A 17017-nucleotide genomic window follows, 5' to 3' on the forward strand; every position below is an offset into this window, starting at 1 on the left:
GGGCCGTCGGCGTTCAGCGGCGCGCGAGCCGCGCGAGGAGCGCCTGCGCCGGGACGCACACCGCGCCCATCGCCTGCACGTCGTCCGACACCGCGCGGTCGCTCGTCACCACGACGACCGGTCGGCCAGCGGGCTCGGCGGCGACCAGTCGGCGGATGAGGTCGTCGGCGATCTCCCCCGACGAGAAGAGCACGCGCACGCCGCGCGGGGCGTGCACCGGCCGGGCAGCGACGTCGGCGCCGTCGAAGCACACCGTGACCTCGGTGCCCCCCGCCGCGACGCGCAGGAGTCCGTTGAGGAGCCGGTCGCGCTGCTCGGCGAGAGTGAGCTCGCCGAAGCCGGTCTTGGTCACGTTGTAGCCGTCGACGACGAGGTGGGTGCGCGGGACGGAGAGGAGGTCGCCGAGCAGCGCGGGGTCGTCCGCCGCGCGCCCGCGCGACCCGGGCCGCGGTCGCGCGGCGGCGCCCGGCAGGGCCGCGGCGACGTCGTCGGCCGGCGTCGTCGTGGCGGGCCCCAGCGCGAGCTCGCGCCGCAGCCCGGCGGCCGCGTCGACCACCGTGTCGAGCAGGAGCCGCGCGCGTGCGGTCGCGACGTCGGCCGCCGACGTCCGCGCGCGCCGCGCCTCGTCCCGCTCCGCGCGCGCCCGGGCGAGCTCGACGCCCGCGGCACGGCGCTCCTCGCGCGCGTCGCGCAGCGCCCCGTCCGCCTCGGCCCGCTCGGCCGCCGCCGCATCGAGGGCCGCCCGGGCCTCGGCCCGCGCCCGGTCGGCGTCCGCCCGCAGCCGCCGCTCGGCGCGGCGTGCGCCGGCGAGCTCCGCCGTCGCGGCGTCCGCTCGCGCGGCGGCGTCCAGCGCCTGCGCCCTCAGCTGCTCGACCTGCGCGGCCAGCCGGTCGCGGTCCCGACGCAAGCGGGCGACCTCGCTGCGCTCCGAGCGTTCGGTGCGCAGCGTCGTGTCGAGCGCGCGGGCGCGCTCCACGGCCGCCTCCCAGCCGTCCGGGCGCAGCAGGAAGGCACCGGCGGCGCGCTCGCGGACGAGGGCGGGCGTGAAGGGGTCCTCGTCACCCCGTCCCGCCACGGCCTCGTCCTGCGGTGCCGCCGTGAGGTCGTCGGGCAGTCCCTTGTCGTCCGGGACCGGGGGATCTCGTGGCGCACCCGTCGCGGTCCCGTGCTCGCGCGACCAGGCGGCGGCGACGGCGTGGCGGAACCCGGCGTCGTCGACCAGGGCCCGCCACAACGGTGCCGCACCGGCCGACGCGCGCCGGCGCGGCGCGAAGGCCTTGACCCGTTGCAGGCCGACCGGGACGAGGACCGGGTCGAGCGTGCCGAGCACGTCCGCCGCCGCCTCGACGAGCAGCGCGCGCACCGCGGGCGGGACGCCGCCCGCGGGTCCCTCCTCGTCCGACCTCTCGGCCACCATCCGCCGCGCCTCCTGCGTGTCTGCCGTCGGGAGTGCCACCGGACATTTCGTCCCTGATCGTCCCGATTCCCCGGGCACCACCCTATGACGTGCCCGTGCTGGACCGCGGACCCCGCCGCGCCCCGCCCCCGCCGTGTCGGTGGCCGTCGCTACCCTCGCCGCCATGCCGTCCGGACCACCACTCCTCGCCTCCTCGCGCGAGGGGTCCGCGCCTCGGGGCGTGCCCGTCCAGGCCACGCTCGACGACCTCGGGACGCCGCTGCGGGACGTGACGTTCGTCGTCGTCGACCTGGAGACCACGGGCGGCTCGCCCGCGGGCGCCGGGATCACGGAGATCGGCGCCGTGAAGGTGCGCGGCGGCGAGGTGCTCGGGGAGTTCCAGACGCTCGTCGACCCCGGTGTCCCGGTCCCGGCCTTCGTGGCCCGCCTGACGGGGATCACCTCGTCCATGGTCGCGACCGCCCCGCGCATCGAGGCCGTGCTGCCGAGCTTCCTGGAGTTCGCGCGCGGCGCCGTGCTCGTCGCGCACAACGCGCCGTTCGACATCTCGTTCCTCAAGGCCGCGTGCCGGGCCGCGGACTACGACTGGCCCGGGAACCAGGTGCTCGACACCGTCCCGCTCGCGCGCCGCGTCGTCACCCGTGACGAGGCGCCCAACCACAAGCTCGCGACCCTCGCCGCGCTGTTCCGGGCCACGGTGACGCCGGATCACCGCGCGCTCGCCGACGCGCGCGCCACGGTGGACGTGCTGCACGCGCTCCTGGCGCGGCTCGGGCCGCTGGGCGTCACCCACCTCGAGGACCTCGCCGGTGCGACGGACCCTGTCCCGCAGGACGTGCGGCGCAAGCGGCACCTCGCCGACGACCTCCCGGACGCACCAGGCGTCTACCTCTTCCGCGGGCCCGGCGACGAGGTCCTCTACGTCGGCACGTCGACGTCCATCCGGCGCCGCGTCCGGTCCTACTTCACCCGCTCCGAGAAGCGCAGCCGGATCACCGAGATGGTGCGCATCGCGCACGCCGTCACCCCGGTCGTGTGCGCGACGCCGCTCGAGGCGCAGGTGCGCGAGCTGCGACTCATCGCGGAGCACGCGCCGCGCTACAACCGGCGGTCGCGCCACCCCGAGCGCATGACCTGGGTCCGGCTCACGGACGAGGCCTACCCCCGCCTGTCCGTCGTGCGGGACGTCCGCGCCCCGGCGGCGCACATCGGACCGTTCGCGTCCAAGCACCAGGCGCAGGCCGCCGTCGACGCCCTCCACGACGCGTTCCCGCTGCGCCAGTGCACGCGCCGCCTCCCGGTCGTCGCCTCGCCCGGGGCGACGGCGTGCGTCCTCGCCCAGATGGGACGGTGCTCGGCGCCGTGCACGACCGTCGCGCGCGACACCGGGTACGGGGCCGTCGCCACCGGCGTGCGGGAGGCGTTCGAGGGCGACCCGTCGCGCGTCGTCGCGGAGCTCGGACGCCGGATCGTCGCGCTCTCGCGCGACGAGCGGTTCGAGCAGGCGGGCGAGCTCACGCACCGCCTGAGGGCGTTCCTCACGGGGGCGGCGCGCGCCCAGCGGCTCGCCCCGCTCGCCGCGTGCGCCGAGCTCGTCGCCGCCCGCCCGACGGACGGCGGCGGGTGGGAGATCGTCGTGGTGCGCCACGCGCGCCTGGCCGCGACCGGGGTGAGCGACCCCGGCGCGGACCCGTGGCCGCTCGTCGACGCGCTCGTCGCGACGGCGGAGACCGTCGCCCCGCCCGTGCCGCCCGCCCCGGCGAGCCACCCCCACGAGGCCGAGATCCTGCTGTCCTGGCTCCAGGAGCCGGGCGTGCGGATCGTCGACGTCACCGGCCCGTGGGCGTGCCCGGTCCGGTCCGCGGGGTCGCACGTGGACCTCGCCGCCACGGCCCGGGACGTCGCGCGCCACACCGGCCCGGGCGACCGCCCCGACCTGACGCACGCGGCACCCGGCGTGACCGTAGAGTGGTCGCCAGTCGACGACCCGACCCCGGAGGAACCATGCTGACCGCCATCGTCCTGATCGACACCGACCCCGCGCGCATCCCCGAGGTCGCGTCCGAGGTCGCGGACCTCAAGGGCGTCAGCGAGGTCTACTCGGTCACGGGCAAGGCGGACCTGGTCGCGATGGTCCGCGTCCAGGAGCACGACCAGCTCGCCGACGTCATCGCGGACCGCATCAGCAAGGTCCAGGGAGTCGTGCGCACCGAGACGTTCATCGCGTTCCGCGCCTACTCGAACGTCGACCTCGAGCAGGCGTTCGCGCTCGGCCTCGACGACTGACGAGACGGCCGGCGACCGCCGACCGCCTCGTATGCAGGGTCAGTCCCGCGCCGCGGCCTCGGCCCAGCGCGCGAGGACGTCGCGGGCCGCACCCGTGTCCACGCTGCGCGCCGCGATCTCGTAGGCGGCGCGGAGGCGCGCGGCGAGCGTGCCCTCCGAGGTCCCGGGCAGCGTGCCGTCCGCGACGAGCCCGGCGGCCGCGTTGAGCAGCACCGTCTCCCGCACGGGGCCCGCCTCGCCTGCCAGGAAGCGTCGCGCCACGTCGGCGTTGTGCGCCGCCTCGCCGCCCCGCAGGTCGGCGACCGTCACCGGCGCGAGGCCCAGGTCCGCGACCGGGTCGAGGCGGTGCTCCGTCACGACGCCCTCGCGCACCTCCCACACCGTCGCCCCGCCCGTCGCCGCGAGCTCGTCGAGCCCGTCGTCGCCGCGGAACACGAGCGCCGAGGTCCCGCGCCCCGCGAGGACCCCGGCGATGAGCGGCGCCATGCGCGCGTCCGCGACGCCGATGGCGGCCGCACGCGGCTGCGCGGGGTTCGTCAACGGGCCGAGGACGTTGAACGCCGTCGGGATGCCGAGCTCCTTGCGCGCGACGCCCGCGTGGCGCATGGACGGGTGGAAGACCATGGCGAAGCAGAAGGTGATCCCCGCCTCCTGCACGATGCGCGCCACCCGCTCGGGGCCGTGGTCGAGCCGGATGCCCAGCTCCTCGAGCACGTCCGCCGCGCCCGACGACGAGGTCGCGGCCCGGTTGCCGTGCTTGACGACCCGCACGCCCGCGCCCGCGATGACGAGCGAGGCCATCGTCGAGATGTTGACCGTGTGCGCGCGGTCCCCGCCCGTGCCGACGATGTCGACCGCCGGACCGTCCACGGTGAACCGGCTCGCGTGGGCCAGCATCGCGTCCGCGAGGCCCGTCAGCTCGGCGACGGTCTCGCCCTTCGCGCGCAGCGCCACGAGGAAGCTCGCGAGCCGCACGGGCGACACCTCACCCGACATCACCTGGTCCATCGCCCATGCGGTGGAGTCGGCGTCGAGGTCGTGCCCCGCGACGAGCTCGGTCAGCAGGCCGGGCCACGTGAGCCCCGTGCCCGTCGAGTCGCTCGTGGTCGAGGCGGCGGGGTGCGGGGTGGCGGTCACGGGTGGCCCTTCGGCTGGTCGGTCTCCTGTCGGCTACCGCGTGCCAGCGGCACGCAGCAGGTCGGCGACGGCGCGCTGGAGGGCGACCGCGTCGAACGGCCGGGGCACCGCGTCGTCGGCGAGCGACCACGATGCTAGCCAACCGTCCTGCGGCCTGCCGGTGAGGACCAGGACGGGCGGGCAGCGGTAGACCTCGTTCTTGAGCTGGCGGCACAGACCCATGCCGCCGGCCTTGTCGGCCTCGCCGTCGAGGACGAGCAGGTCCCAGCCGCCAGCGTCCGCGGAGCTCACGACGGCCGTCGGCGTCGCGACCTCGAGCCACTCGATGTCCGGCTGACCAGCACCCAGCCGCCGCCCGACGGCGAGGCGCACCTGCTCGCGCACCGTCACGTCGTCGCTGTAGAGGAGGATGCGCGGCGCGCGCGGGGTCACGGTCGTGTCCCCGTGCGTCGTCGTCACGGTCGTCGTCATCGTCGTCACCGTCGCCTTCGTGGTTCTCTCGGGTGGTCCGGGGGCGCGCCCCAGTACGTGCGGCACGCGCGTCCCGACTCGCATCTTGGCACGTCGGAGCCGATCGCAGCACCCCCTCGCGCGGCGCCCGCGCCGACCGGCGCGGGACCCGGGACCAAGGGCCCTGGCCGGCCCCGTGAGCCTGCCGGTTTCATGGCACTCAGCAGCGATCCGTCACCAAGTGCAGGTCTCCGTGGGAAGATCTGGAGACATTGTGAGATTCACCGCCTCCGGGCGGCAGTCTGCGTGCCGCGAAGGGGCCGTTCGTCGGCCATAATGGCTTCTGTGTCGACCGCAACGGCTGCCCCCCACGCCCATCAGCACGTGAGCGTCAACCGACCGAACCCCGTCTCGGTCGGGACGATCGTGTGGCTGGCCAGCGAGCTCATGTTCTTCGCCGGCCTCTTCGCTATGTACTTCACGGTCCGCGCCGTGATGCCCGCCGACGAGTGGGCCCTGCAGGCGGACAAGCTCAACCTGACCTTCGCGGCGATCAACACGACCGTCCTGGTGCTGTCGTCGGTGACGTGCCAGATGGGCGTGTGGGCCGCCGAGCGCTTCCAGCCCGTGCGCACCGGCTCGATCTTCCAGGTGAACCGCTGGGGGATGAACGAGTGGATGACGCTCACGTTCCTCATGGGCGCGTTCTTCATCGGTGGTCAGATCTTCGAGTACGCCGAGCTCGTGGAGCACGGCGTCTCGATCTCCTCGACGCCCTACGGCTCCGTCTTCTACATCACGACCGGCTTCCACGGACTCCACGTCGTCGGCGGCCTGATCGCGTTCCTGTTCCTTCTCGGCCGCTCGTTCTCGGCCAAGAACTTCGGGCACCACGAGGCCACGACGGCCATCGTGACGTCCTACTACTGGCACTTCGTCGACGTCGTGTGGATCGCGCTGTTCTTCGTGATCTACATCTTGCGCTGACGACACGCCCGGGGTCCGCCCCGGCCCGCCCATCCGCCCCCCTGCTCCCCCACCTGCGAGACGAGGATCATTTCGTGAAGGCACTCGCCGCCCGCAGACACCACCGCTTCGCGCCGGTCGTGCTGCTGCTGCTGGCGCTGCTGGTCACCGGTGGCGTCTACGCCGCCTTTGCACCGACTCCGGCCAACGCCGAGACCGCCAGCACCGAGGACATCGAGACCGGCCAGAAGCTGTTCCAGGCCAACTGCGCCACGTGCCACGGGCCGAACGCCGAGGGCTCGGACACGGCGCCGTCGCTCGTCGGTGTCGGTGCCGCGTCGGTCGACTTCCAGGTATCCACCGGCCGCATGCCCATGCAGATGGACGGTCCGCAGGCCATCCAGAAGCCCCGCCAGTTCGACGAGGAGCAGACGGCCCAGCTCGCCGCCTACGTCGCCTCGCTCGGTGCCGGCCCGGCGATCCCGACCGACGAGCAGGTCGACGCCTCGCTCGGCGACGTCGCGAACGGCGCCGCGATCTTCCGCACCAACTGCGCGATGTGCCACAACGCCGTCGGCGCCGGCGGCGCGCTCTCCGAGGGCAAGTTCGCGCCTCCGCTGTGGGAGACGTCGGAGCGCAACCTCTACCAGGCGATGCTCACCGGCCCGCAGTCGATGCCGGTCTTCAACGACGCGACCATCACGCCGGAGGAGAAGCGGGACGTCATCGCGTTCCTCGTCGACCAGCGTGAGGGCTCGGCGGGCGGCCTCTCGCTCGGCTCGCTCGGCCCCGTCAGCGAGGGCCTGTGGGCCTGGATCGTCGGAATGGGCCTCCTCATCGGGGCCGCAGTGTGGATCGGAGCGAAGTCCTCGTGAGCGACTACCAGAACCCCCGGTCGCCCGAGTCCTCGCACCGCGAGGTCGGGCACCGCGAGGAGCACGGCACCCTCGAGACGTTCCCGGACCCCGGTCTGCCGGAGCACAAGAGCCGCATGGCCGACCGCGACCCGAAGGCGTCGAAGCGCGCCGAGCGCCAGGTCGCGACCCTCTTCGGCATCTCGGTGATCGGTACGATCGCCGCGCTCGTCGTCTACTTCGTCATCCCGCCGGACGGCACCACGGCGGGCGTGCGCCTGTCGACGCTCTCGCTCGGTGTGGCCATCGCCTTCGCGCTGCTCGGCATCGGCCTCGGCGCCGTGCACTGGGCGAAGGTCCTCATGTCCGACCACGAGAAGGTCGACGAGCGCCACCCGATCGCGAGCGACGCCGAGACGCGCGTCGGCGCGATCGCCGAGCTCGAGGCCGGCGCCAAGGACTCGGGCATCGCCCGCCGCGGCGTCCTCAAGGGCGCGGTGATCTCCGCGCTCGCCCTGTTCCCGCTCACCATCGCGGTCCCGCTCGTCGGGAGCGTCGGCGGCGACTGGAACGTCTCGAAGTTCAAGCACACGCTCTGGAAGCCCGGGACACGCCTCGCGATCGACCCCTCCGGCCGACCCATCAAGGCGGCGGACGTGACGATCGGCTCGGTCGTGCACATCATCCCGGAGGCCTCCCAGGAGGAGATGCAGTCCCACGAGTGGATCACGGAGAAGGCCAAGGCCGTCGTCCTGCTGGTCCGTCTCGACCCGCGCGACATCGTGTCCGACCAGTCCCCCGAGGGCGAGACCTGGTCGTACGACGGCATCGTCGCGTTCTCCAAGATCTGCACGCACGTCGGCTGCCCCGTGGCGCTCTACGAGCAGCAGACGCACCACCTGCTGTGCCCGTGCCACCAGTCGACGTTCGACGTGGCCGACAGCGCCAAGGTGGTCTTCGGGCCCGCGAAGCGGCCCCTGCCGCAGCTGCCGATCACCGTTGATGACGAGGGCTACCTGGTCGCCCAGAGCGACTTCCACGAGCCCATCGGCCCGAGCTTCTGGGAGCGTCTGAAGTGACCACCAGCACCGGAACCGCCTCACCCCAGGCGGCCGCACCGAAGTCAGCCGCGCCGACGACCCCCGCCGGCAAGGCCGCCGACTACCTGGACCAGCGCACCGGCATCGGCGTCGCCGTCAAGGAGTTCGCCCGCAAGGTCTTCCCTGACCACTGGTCGTTCCTCCTGGGCGAGATCGCGCTGTACTCGTTCGTCGTCCTGATCCTCACGGGCATCTTCCTGACGATGTTCTTCGTGCCGAGCATGTCGCTCGTCACCTACCACGGCGAGCCCGCGTCGATGAACGGCGTGCTCATGTCCGACGCGTTCGCGTCGACGCTGCACATGTCGTTCGAGGTGCGCGGTGGCCTGCTCATGCGGCAGATCCACCACTGGGCCGCGCTGATCTTCATGGCGGCGATCGTCACGCACATGATGCGCGTGTTCTTCACCGGCGCCTTCCGCAAGCCGCGCGAGATCAACTGGCTCGTGGGCATGCTGCTCATGATCATGGGCCTCGCCGCCGGCTTCTCGGGCTACTCCCTGCCGGACGACGTCCTGTCCGGCAACGGCCTGCGCATCACCGACGGCGTCGTGAAGTCGATCCCGCTCATCGGGTCGTACCTCTCGTACTTCATCTTCGGCGGCGAGTTCCCGGGCGAGCACATCATCCCGAGGCTCTTCACGGTGCACATCCTGCTCGTGCCCGGCCTGATCCTCGCGCTCGTCGCGCTCCACCTGTTCTTCGTCGTGCTGCACAAGCACACGCAGTACCCCGGTGGCGGCCGTACGGACAAGAACGTGGTCGGCTACCCGCTGTTCCCGGTGTACGTGGCCAAGGCCGGCGGCTTCTTCTTCGTCGTGTTCGGCATCCTCGCCCTCATGGGCGGCACGATGGCGATCAACAACGTGTGGAACTACGGCCCGTTCGACCCGTCACCGGTGTCCGCGGGAGCCCAGCCCGACTGGTACATGCTGTTCCTCGAAGGCTCGCTACGACTGATGCCAGGGCAGGCGGAGTTCGTGACGTGGGGCGACTACACCGTGCCCCTCAACGTCCTGATCCCGGCCGTGGTCGTCCCGGGCCTGCTGTTCACCTTCCTGTTCGTCTACCCGTTCCTCGAGGCCGCGGTGACGAAGGACAAGCGTGAGCACCACGTGCTCGACCGCCCGCGCAACGTCCCGGTCCGCACCGGTCTGGGCGTCGCCTTCCTCACGGCGTTCATCATCCTGGCGCTCGCCGGGTCGAACGACCTCATCGCGACGCACTTCCACATGTCGATCAACACGATCACGTGGGCGTTCCGGGTCCTGTTCTTCGTCGGTCCGTGGTTCGCGTTCTGGATCACCAAGCGCATCTGCCTCGGCCTGCAGCGCAAGGACCGCGAGCTCGTGCTCCACGGCCACGAGACGGGCCGGATCGTGCGGTTCGCGCACGGCGAGTACATCGAGGTCCACCGCCCGCTCGACGAGCAGGAGCGCTGGCTCCGGGTGAACTACCAGGCCCACGAGCCGCTCGCGATCGAGCCGGCGACGGACTCCCGCGGCGTGCGCCGCAAGGGCTACAAGAAGGACAAGCGTCTCCAGCGCCTGTCGCGGTTCTTCTACGAGGACCGGATCGAGCCCGTGACGCCCGTCGAGCTCGCGGCCGCGCACTCGCACGGCGAGCACGACACGCTCGAGGGCGAGAGCCACGAGCAGATCGAGGCCGGTGCCGCCACCGTCGGTGGTGGGCGCGACCTCGTCGAGCCGGAGAAGGGCGCCGACGAGCGTCGACCCTGAGGTTCCTGCACAGTAGGACGATGACCCGCGACCAGTCCCCTCATCGAGGCGGACAGGTCGCGGGTCATCGTCGTCTCGGCACCCGGGCGCGGGCGGCCGCGCCTGCCTGAGGGGCCTGAGACACCGTCAGTTCACCGCACAGCGGCCGCAGGACGCTCTCCCGCGGTCCGTACCAGGAGGTACTCCGGATGCCCGTCTACACCCTGCCCGAGCTGTCCTACGACTACGGTGCGCTCGAGCCGCACATCTCCGGGCGGATCATGGAGCTGCACCACTCCAAGCACCACCAGGCCTACGTCACCGGCGCGAACACCGCCCTGGAGAAGCTCGCCGAGGCCCGCGAGACCGGCGACTTCGCCGCGATCAACCTGCACGAGAAGAACCTCGCGTTCAACCTCGGCGGCCACGTCAACCACTCCGCCTTCTGGACCAACCTCTCCCCCGAGGGCGGCGGCGAGCCCACCGGCGAGATCGGCGCCGCGATCGACGAGCACTTCGGCTCCTTCGACGCCTTCAAGAAGCAGTTCGCCGCCGTCGCCGCCGGCGTCCAGGGCTCCGGCTGGGCGATCCTCGCCTGGGACTCCATCGGCTCCAAGCTCGTCACCGTCCAGCTCTACGACCAGCAGGGCAACCTCACCCTCGGCCTGACCCCGATCGTCCTGCTCGACGTCTGGGAGCACGCCTACTACCTCGACTACCAGAACGTGCGCGCCGACTATGTCACCGCCTGGTGGAACCTCGTCAACTGGTCCGACGCCGAGGCCCGCCTCCAGCGCGCCAAGACCCAGACCGCCGGGCTCATCGTCCCCGCCTGACGGCCACCCGCTCCACCCACCCGGCGAGCACGACACCGCCCGCCGGCGAACACGACATGAGGGTCGTTATCCGATGGATAGCGACCCTCATGTCGTGCTCGACGCCTTGCCCCGACCCGCCGGGACGCAGATCAGTCCGCGGTCACGAACCAGGTGGCGCGTGGCGTCGTCGGGCAGGTCCAGGAACGACGAACGGCCCGGTCCCGCGAGGGGGCCGGGCCGTTCGGGCGTCGGGTCAGTCAGTGCGCGTGCTGGCCACGAGAGAACTCGAAGACCCAGCCGACGAGGGCGACCGCGGCGAGCGCGATCCCCACGTAGACGAGCCACCAGCCGACGGCGAGGCCGAGGAACACGATCGCGGCCGAGCCGGCGATGGCCAGCGGCCACCAGCTCCACGGGGCGTAGACGCCCTGGTCGCCGGCGCCCTGCTCGATGAGACCCTCGGGGTCGTCCTCGGGCCGGGCGTCGATGCGCTTCGCCGTGAGCATGAGGTAGGCACCGATCATCGCGACCAGCGCACCGGTCAGGAGGATGGCGACCGACCCGACGGGCTCCCAGTGGCTCCAGAAGCCGTAGACGAGCCCTGCGGCGATGAAGAACGGCGTCCCGTAGAGGAACAGCTTGTACTCGACCTTCACTTCCCGGCCTCCTCGTCCGTCGTGCCCGTGCGGGGTTCGTCGACGATCGTGGTCGTCGTCGAGTCGCTCGCGCTCTCCGCGCCGCTCAGGCGGTCGAGCGCGACGCTCTTCTCGCCCCGACGGTCAGCCTCGCCGTAGACCTTCTCGAGGACGTTCGGGTTCGGCTCGGCGTGGTCCATCGCCGCGACCTCGGGGTGGTGCAGGTCGAACGCGGGCGACTCGGAGCGGATGCGCGGCAGCGACGTGAAGTTGTGCCGCGGCGGCGGGCTGGACGTCGCCCACTCAAGCGAGCGGCCGTAGCCCCACGGGTCGTCGACCTCGACCTTGGGCGCGTTGCGCCAGGTCGTGTAGACATTCCAGAGGAAGGGCAGGGTCGACGCGGCGAGGATGAACGCCCCGACCGTCGAGACCTGGTTCTCCCACGTGAAGCCGTCCGACGGCGCGTAGTCCGCGTAGCGACGCGGCATGCCCTCGACACCCAGCCAGTGCTGGATGAGGAACGTCGTGTGGAAGCCGATGAACAGCAGCCAGAAGTGCAGCTTGCCGAGGCGCTCGTTGAGCATCCGGCCGGTGAACTTGGGCCACCAGAAGTAGAAGCCCGCGAACATCGCGAACACCACGGTGCCGAACACGACGTAGTGGAAGTGCGCCACCACGAAGTAGGAGTCGGACAGGTGGAAGTCCAGCGCCGGGCTCGACAGGATGACGCCCGTCAGACCACCGAAGAGGAAGGTCACGAGGAAGCCGATCGACCACAGCATCGGCGTCTCGAACGTGAGCTTGCCTCGCCAGAGCGTGCCGATCCAGTTGAAGAACTTCACACCGGTCGGGACCGCGATGAGCATTGTCATGAACGCGAAGAACGGCAGCAGGACTGCCCCGGTCACGTACATGTGGTGCGCCCACACCGTGACGGAGAGCGCCGCGATGGCGATCGTCGCGTAGACGAGGCCCTTGTAGCCGAAGATCGGCTTGCGGGCGAAGACCGGGAAGATCTCGGACACGATGCCGAAGAACGGCAGCGCGATGATGTAGACCTCAGGGTGCCCGAAGAACCAGAACAGGTGCTGCCAGAGGATCGCTCCCCCGTTCTCGGGGTTGAAGATCTGGGCACCGAAGCGCCGGTCGGCGCCGAGCGCGAAGAGCGCGGCGGCCAGCGGCGGGAACGCCATGAGCACGAGGAGGCTCGTGATGAGCGTGTTCCACGTGAAGATCGGCATGCGGAACATCGTCATGCCGGGTGCGCGCATGGTGATGATCGTCGTGATGAAGTTGACGGCACCGAGGATCGTGCCGAATCCGGCAAGTGCGAGGCCGAACACCCACAGGTCTCCCCCGAGACCCGGACTGAACGTCGTGTTCGACAAGGGCGCGTACGCGAACCATCCGAACGAGGCCGCGCCCTGCGGCGTGAAGAACCCCGCCGAGGCGATGAGCCCGCCGAAGAGGTACAGCCAGTACGCGAACATGTTGAGTCGCGGGAACGCGACGTCCGGCGCACCGATCTGCAGCGGCATGATGACGTTGGCGAACCCGGCGAACAGCGGGGTCGCGAACAGCAGCAGCATGATCGTGCCGTGCATCGTGAAGAGCTGGTTGTACTGCTCCTTGCTCTGCACGAGCTGGATCCCGGGCTCGAAGAGCTCCGCCCGGATCACGAGGGCCATGAGGCCGCCGATGCAGAAGAAGATGAACGACGTGATCAGGTACATGTACCCGATCGTCTTGTGGTCGGTGGACGTGACCCACTTGATCACGGTCCGACCGAGGGTCTGACGCCGAGGGGCGAGACCGGGGATGACTTCGGCCTGCGCGACCATCAGTGCTCACCCTCCGTGCTAGCGGGGACGGGGTTCGGGTCCTGGAGGCGGCTGAATCCCTCCACCGGGATCTGGCCCTCCTGCCCCTTCTCGCGGAGCGCCTCCATCTGCGCGTCGAACTCGGCGCGGTCCACGATCTCCACATTGAAGAGCATCCCGGAGTGGTGCTCGCCGCAGAGCTCGGCGCACTTGCCGGCGTAGACGCCCTCGCGCTGCGGCGTGACCACGAACTCGTTGGTGCGGTGCGGGATCATGTCGAGCTTGTAGAGGAACGCGGGGATCCAGAACGAGTGGATGACGTCGCGCGAGTCCAGGACGAAGCGGATGCTCTCGCCCGCGGGCAGGTACAGCGTCGGCAGAGCCTCCGAGGTACCGGGGGCACCGTCGATCTCCGCGTCCTCCGTCATCGTGCCGCCGACGTCGGCGAGGTGCTGGCCGCTCTCGTAGACGTCCTCGTCCACGTAGTTGAAGTCCCAGCTCCACTGCTTGCCGATGACCTGGACGGTCATGTCGGACTCCACGTCCTTGTCCACGATCGCGCTCATGTCGCGGTCCGTGTAGAAGAACAGGACGAGGACCATGATGATCGGCACGGCCGTGTACATGATCTCGAGCGGCAGGTGGTACCGCGTCTGGATCGGGAGCCGGTGGTCGTCCTTGCGCTTGCGGTAGGCCGCGACGCACCACAGCATGAGGCCCCACGTGATGACGCCGACGATGAGGGCGGCGATCCACGAGCCGGTCCACAGCGACGTGATCCGGGCGGTCTGGTTGGTCACCTCCCCGTCCTCGTAACCGGGCAGGAACCCGCGCTGGACCGTGTCGCTGGCGCAGCCGGACGCCACCGCAGCGACGGCGACGGCGAGGGCCGTCGCCCGCAGGATGGTGCGCCGTGTGCGGCTAGGGGGTTGCGAGTGCAAGGGGGGCCTTTCACGTCACGTCCTGCCCGAGCCCGCCTTTACGAGCCCAGCACAGGACCTTCGTCCTCGACACACGAAGCCTAGCGCGGGATTCCGCCCTTCGTGGCCCGGAACGCGCTGCGGGCGGGCGAGATGCGGCACACGTCGTGGCCGGTCAGGACGGGTTCACCACACCCGCGCCACGTCTGTCAGATCCTTGCCACACCAACACGTCGGGTGGCGGAGCGGTACCGTGCCGGTGGAGCGTACGGGCCCGCCCCGACGCTCCGTCGTGGTCCGCGCGAGCGCAACGATCCGATGCCCCGCGGGGGCCACGGCGCGCCCGTCCGGGCGCGGTCGACCGGCTCCCCCGGCCCGCGCCGCGGCCTTGCGGCGCGACCGCCAGCGCCCTGGAGACCATGTGACACACACCACCCCCGATCGCCGGGCCCGCCTCGACAACGGCGGGCGGGCGCCCTGGCACCCGCTCGCCCGCGAGGCCTTCGACCGTGCGCTCGACGACGGCTGGGCGGACCCCCGCCGCCTGCACGCGGAGGGCCGCCGTGCCGCCGCGCTGCTCGACGGCGCGCGCGAGGCCGTCGCCGCCGCGCTCGGCGCGCGGACGGAGGAGGTCCACCTCACGCCCACCCACACGGCGTCGCTGCACACCGCCGTCGCGGCGCTCGCCGGGGGACGCGCGCGCGTCGGCCGGCGGGTCGTCGTCGGGGCGGTCGAGCGTGCCGCGGTCCTGCACGCTGCCGAGCACGGCGGGCTCGAGCGGGAGGTCGTCGGCGTGGACCGCGCCGGCCGGGTCGACGCCGTGGCGATGTCCGACGCCGTCGCACGACCGGGCGTCGCGCTCGCCGCGCTCCAGCTCGCCAACGGCGAGGTGGGCACGCGCCAGCCCGTCGCGGCGGTGCACGAGGCCGCGCGCGCCGTCGGCGTCCCCCTCCTCGTCGACGCGGGGGCGAGCGTCGGCCACGACGCGGTCCCGACGACGTGGGACGCGCTGGCCGCCGACCCTGCCGACTGGGGCGGAGGTCCCGGCGTCGGGGTCCTGGCGGTCCGGTCCCGCGTACGACGGCGCAGCCCGTTCCCGGAAGACCCCGACCCCTGGGCCCCCGGCGGCGTGTCCGTGCCGGCGGCGTTCGCGGCCGCGGTCGCGCTCCAGGCGGTGCTGGCGGACCGCGAGGCCGAGGACGCACGGCGGCGGGCGCTCGTCGAGCGGGTCCGCGCGCGCGTCGCCGAGATCCCCGACGTCGAGGTGGTGGGCGACCCGGTCGACCGCCTGCCGCACGTCGTGACCTTCTCGTTCCTCTACGTGGACGGAGAGGCGCTGCTCACGGACCTCGACCGCGAGGGGATCGCCGTCGGCTCGGGGTCCGCGTGCACGTCGAGCACGCTCGAGCCGTCGCACGTCCTGGCCGCGATGGGCGTCCTCACGCACGGCAACGTGCGCGTCGCGCTCGACCGGTCCACGAGCGAGGCGGACGTCGACCGCCTGCTCGACGCGCTGCCGGGGGCGGTCGCGCGCGTGCGCGCCACGCTGGGGGTGCAGGGTCTGTGACGGACGAGACCCCCGAGGTGGTCGACGCGCGCGGGCTGCGCTGCCCGCTCCCGGTGATCCGGCTCGCCGCCGCCGCGCGCGACCGCGACGCGGGCACGCACCTCACGGTGTGGTCGACGGACCCGGCCGCGCGGCTCGACGTCCCGGCCTGGGCACGGATGCGCGGTCACACGGTCGTCGGGGAGGAGCCGCTCCCCCGTGCGCACGACGACCACGGCGAGGACGCCTGGGCGATCACGGTCGAGCTCGGCACCTGACGGCGTTCGCGCGCCGGACGACGCGAGCCCGGCCACCCGCGGGGCGGGTGACCGGGCTCGTGCGGTCGTGATCGGCGTGCGCGCGGCGCGCCGGGCGGGTCAGCTGAAAGAGCCGCCGCAGGCGCAGGCGCTGCCCGCGTTGGGGTTGTCGATCGTGAAGCCCTGCTTCTCGATCGTGTCCGCGAAGTCGATCGTCGCGCCCTCGAGGTAGGGGACGCTCATCTTGTCGACCACGACCTCGACGCCGTCGTAGTCGCGCAGCGCGTCGCCGTCGAGCACACGCTCGTCGAAGTAGAGCTGGTAGATCAGGCCGGAGCAGCCGCCGGGCTGCACCGCGACGCGCAGGCGCAGGTCGTCGCGACCCTCCTGCTCGAGGAGGGTGCGGACCTTGTCCGCGGCCCCGTCGGTCAGGTTGACGCCGTGCGTGGCAATGTCGGTGGTCTCGCTCATCTCGTCTCCGCGCTGTCGGGGGCAGTGCTGCCCCGGTGGTGGCCGGCTTCTACGGACCTCTCGAGAGAGATCCCGTCAGGTCCTCAACACCACTCGTGCCGGTCGTGTTCCCGAGTCTACGACCACCCGGCGGCGTACGGTCGAACGGAGCCCGTGCCGCACCGGTGGCGCGGCCCGCCCGACGGGAGACGCATGGACCAGTCGCTGCACTTCGTCACGGTCGCGACCCGCGACCTCGACGCCGCGCGGAGCTTCTACGGGGCGCTCGGCTGGACCGCGCAGCTCGACGTACCCGGCGAGATCGTCTTCTACCGCTCCGCGGCGGGCCAGCTCCTCGGATTCTTCGAGGAGTCGGCCTTCGCGCGCGACGCCGGCACCCCGGACGCGACGCCCGCCACGACGGGTCTCACGCTGTCGCACAACGTGGCGGACCGGGCCGCGGTGGTCGAGCTCGTGCAGGCGATGGTCGCCGCGGGCGGGACCGTCCGCAAGGAGCCGCAGGAGGGCGAGTTCGGCGGCGTCTTCCACGCCCACGTCGCCGACCCCAACGGCCTGGTGTGGGAGGTCGCGCACAACCCCGCGTGGTCGATCCGCGCGGACGGGACCGTCGACCTGGGCTGAC

Annotated in this window: 17 protein-coding genes; 10 read left to right on the forward strand and 7 right to left on the reverse strand. The window is 72.1% G+C overall.

Features of this window, described 5'->3' with window-relative positions; all coding sequences use genetic code 11:
• Positions 1 to 13: 13 nt before the first annotated feature.
• A complete protein-coding gene (locus ACFVN3_RS08105; protein ID WP_378232262.1) occupies positions 14 to 1417 on the reverse strand; it encodes an NYN domain-containing protein in 1404 nt (467 codons plus the stop codon).
• 163 nt (positions 1418 to 1580) lie between these two features.
• On the opposite strand from ACFVN3_RS08105, the gene ACFVN3_RS08110 reads away from it, so the two are divergent.
• Together ACFVN3_RS08110 and ACFVN3_RS08115 are read left to right on the forward strand one after the other, a co-directional pair.
• A complete protein-coding gene (locus ACFVN3_RS08110) occupies positions 1581 to 3428 on the forward strand; it encodes a DEDD exonuclease domain-containing protein (protein ID WP_378232263.1) in 1848 nt (615 codons plus the stop codon).
• Entirely contained in the window at positions 3422 to 3703 is a 282-nt protein-coding gene (locus tag ACFVN3_RS08115) for an Lrp/AsnC family transcriptional regulator (protein WP_378232264.1), read from the forward strand. The genes ACFVN3_RS08110 and ACFVN3_RS08115 overlap by 7 nt, the downstream gene beginning before the upstream one ends.
• Before the next feature lie 39 nt (positions 3704 to 3742).
• Here the strand turns inward: ACFVN3_RS08115 and trpD are convergent, their stop codons facing one another.
• Both trpD and ACFVN3_RS08125 read right to left on the reverse strand, forming a co-directional pair.
• Complete coding sequence (gene trpD, locus ACFVN3_RS08120; RefSeq protein WP_378232265.1) at positions 3743 to 4840, reverse strand: anthranilate phosphoribosyltransferase; 1098 nt, start codon at positions 4838 to 4840, stop codon at positions 3743 to 3745.
• Between the two features lie 33 nt (positions 4841 to 4873).
• Positions 4874 to 5311 (reverse strand): hypothetical protein, encoded by a 438-nt coding sequence (locus ACFVN3_RS08125; RefSeq protein WP_378232266.1) that lies wholly within the window; start codon positions 5309 to 5311, stop codon positions 4874 to 4876.
• 315 nt (positions 5312 to 5626) lie between these two features.
• Between ACFVN3_RS08125 and ACFVN3_RS08130 the strand changes: the two genes are divergently transcribed.
• The 5 genes from ACFVN3_RS08130 (at position 5627) to ACFVN3_RS08150 (ending at position 10764) form a co-directional block, all read left to right on the forward strand.
• On the forward strand, positions 5627 to 6277 hold the full coding sequence (locus ACFVN3_RS08130) for a heme-copper oxidase subunit III (protein WP_082141561.1): 651 nt from the start codon (positions 5627 to 5629) through the stop codon (positions 6275 to 6277).
• A 74-nt stretch (positions 6278 to 6351) separates the two neighbouring features.
• Complete coding sequence (locus ACFVN3_RS08135) at positions 6352 to 7131, forward strand: c-type cytochrome (RefSeq protein WP_378232267.1); 780 nt, start codon at positions 6352 to 6354, stop codon at positions 7129 to 7131.
• Positions 7128 to 8189: a ubiquinol-cytochrome c reductase iron-sulfur subunit gene (locus ACFVN3_RS08140; RefSeq protein ID WP_053371264.1), complete on the forward strand. Its 1062-nt coding sequence runs from the start codon at positions 7128 to 7130 to the stop codon at positions 8187 to 8189. The genes ACFVN3_RS08135 and ACFVN3_RS08140 overlap by 4 nt, the downstream gene beginning before the upstream one ends.
• The gene (locus ACFVN3_RS08145) at positions 8186 to 9949 is read left to right on the forward strand and encodes a cytochrome bc complex cytochrome b subunit (protein ID WP_378232268.1); all 1764 of its coding nucleotides are present in this window, start codon (positions 8186 to 8188) and stop codon (positions 9947 to 9949) included. The genes ACFVN3_RS08140 and ACFVN3_RS08145 overlap by 4 nt, the downstream gene beginning before the upstream one ends.
• Positions 9950 to 10137: 188 nt before the next feature.
• A complete protein-coding gene (locus ACFVN3_RS08150; RefSeq protein ID WP_053369073.1) occupies positions 10138 to 10764 on the forward strand; it encodes a superoxide dismutase in 627 nt (208 codons plus the stop codon).
• Between the two features lie 239 nt (positions 10765 to 11003).
• Here the strand turns inward: ACFVN3_RS08150 and ACFVN3_RS08155 are convergent, their stop codons facing one another.
• From ACFVN3_RS08155 to coxB, 3 genes are read right to left on the reverse strand one after another with little or no spacing between them, the layout of a single operon-like run.
• On the reverse strand, positions 11004 to 11402 hold the full coding sequence (locus tag ACFVN3_RS08155; RefSeq protein ID WP_047234280.1) for a cytochrome c oxidase subunit 4: 399 nt from the start codon (positions 11400 to 11402) through the stop codon (positions 11004 to 11006).
• Complete coding sequence (gene ctaD / locus ACFVN3_RS08160) at positions 11399 to 13222, reverse strand: cytochrome c oxidase subunit I (RefSeq protein ID WP_237843011.1); 1824 nt, start codon at positions 13220 to 13222, stop codon at positions 11399 to 11401. The genes ACFVN3_RS08155 and ctaD overlap by 4 nt, the downstream gene beginning before the upstream one ends.
• Positions 13222 to 14142, reverse strand: a complete 921-nt coding sequence (coxB, locus tag ACFVN3_RS08165) for a cytochrome c oxidase subunit II (protein ID WP_264032286.1) — start codon at positions 14140 to 14142, stop codon at positions 13222 to 13224. Before coxB ends, ctaD begins: the two co-directional genes overlap by 1 nt.
• A 400-nt stretch (positions 14143 to 14542) precedes the next feature.
• Here coxB and ACFVN3_RS08170 point away from each other — a divergent pair, with 400 nt between their 5' ends.
• Together ACFVN3_RS08170 and ACFVN3_RS08175 are read left to right on the forward strand one after the other, a co-directional pair.
• Complete coding sequence (locus tag ACFVN3_RS08170; protein WP_378232269.1) at positions 14543 to 15688, forward strand: cysteine desulfurase family protein; 1146 nt, start codon at positions 14543 to 14545, stop codon at positions 15686 to 15688.
• Positions 15685 to 15945 (forward strand): sulfurtransferase TusA family protein, encoded by a 261-nt coding sequence (locus ACFVN3_RS08175; protein WP_378232270.1) that lies wholly within the window; start codon positions 15685 to 15687, stop codon positions 15943 to 15945. Before ACFVN3_RS08170 ends, ACFVN3_RS08175 begins: the two co-directional genes overlap by 4 nt.
• A gap of 99 nt (positions 15946 to 16044) precedes the next feature.
• Here the strand turns inward: ACFVN3_RS08175 and erpA are convergent, their stop codons facing one another.
• Entirely contained in the window at positions 16045 to 16395 is a 351-nt protein-coding gene (gene erpA / locus ACFVN3_RS08180) for an iron-sulfur cluster insertion protein ErpA (RefSeq protein WP_047234275.1), read from the reverse strand.
• A gap of 192 nt (positions 16396 to 16587) precedes the next feature.
• Here erpA and ACFVN3_RS08185 point away from each other — a divergent pair, with 192 nt between their 5' ends.
• Positions 16588 to 17016, forward strand: a complete 429-nt coding sequence (locus ACFVN3_RS08185) for a VOC family protein (RefSeq protein ID WP_378232271.1) — start codon at positions 16588 to 16590, stop codon at positions 17014 to 17016.
• Position 17017 lies beyond the last annotated feature (1 nt).

The organism is Cellulosimicrobium sp. NPDC057862 (assembly GCF_042797035.1).
Taxonomy (GTDB): Bacteria; Actinomycetota; Actinomycetes; order Actinomycetales; family Cellulomonadaceae; genus Cellulosimicrobium.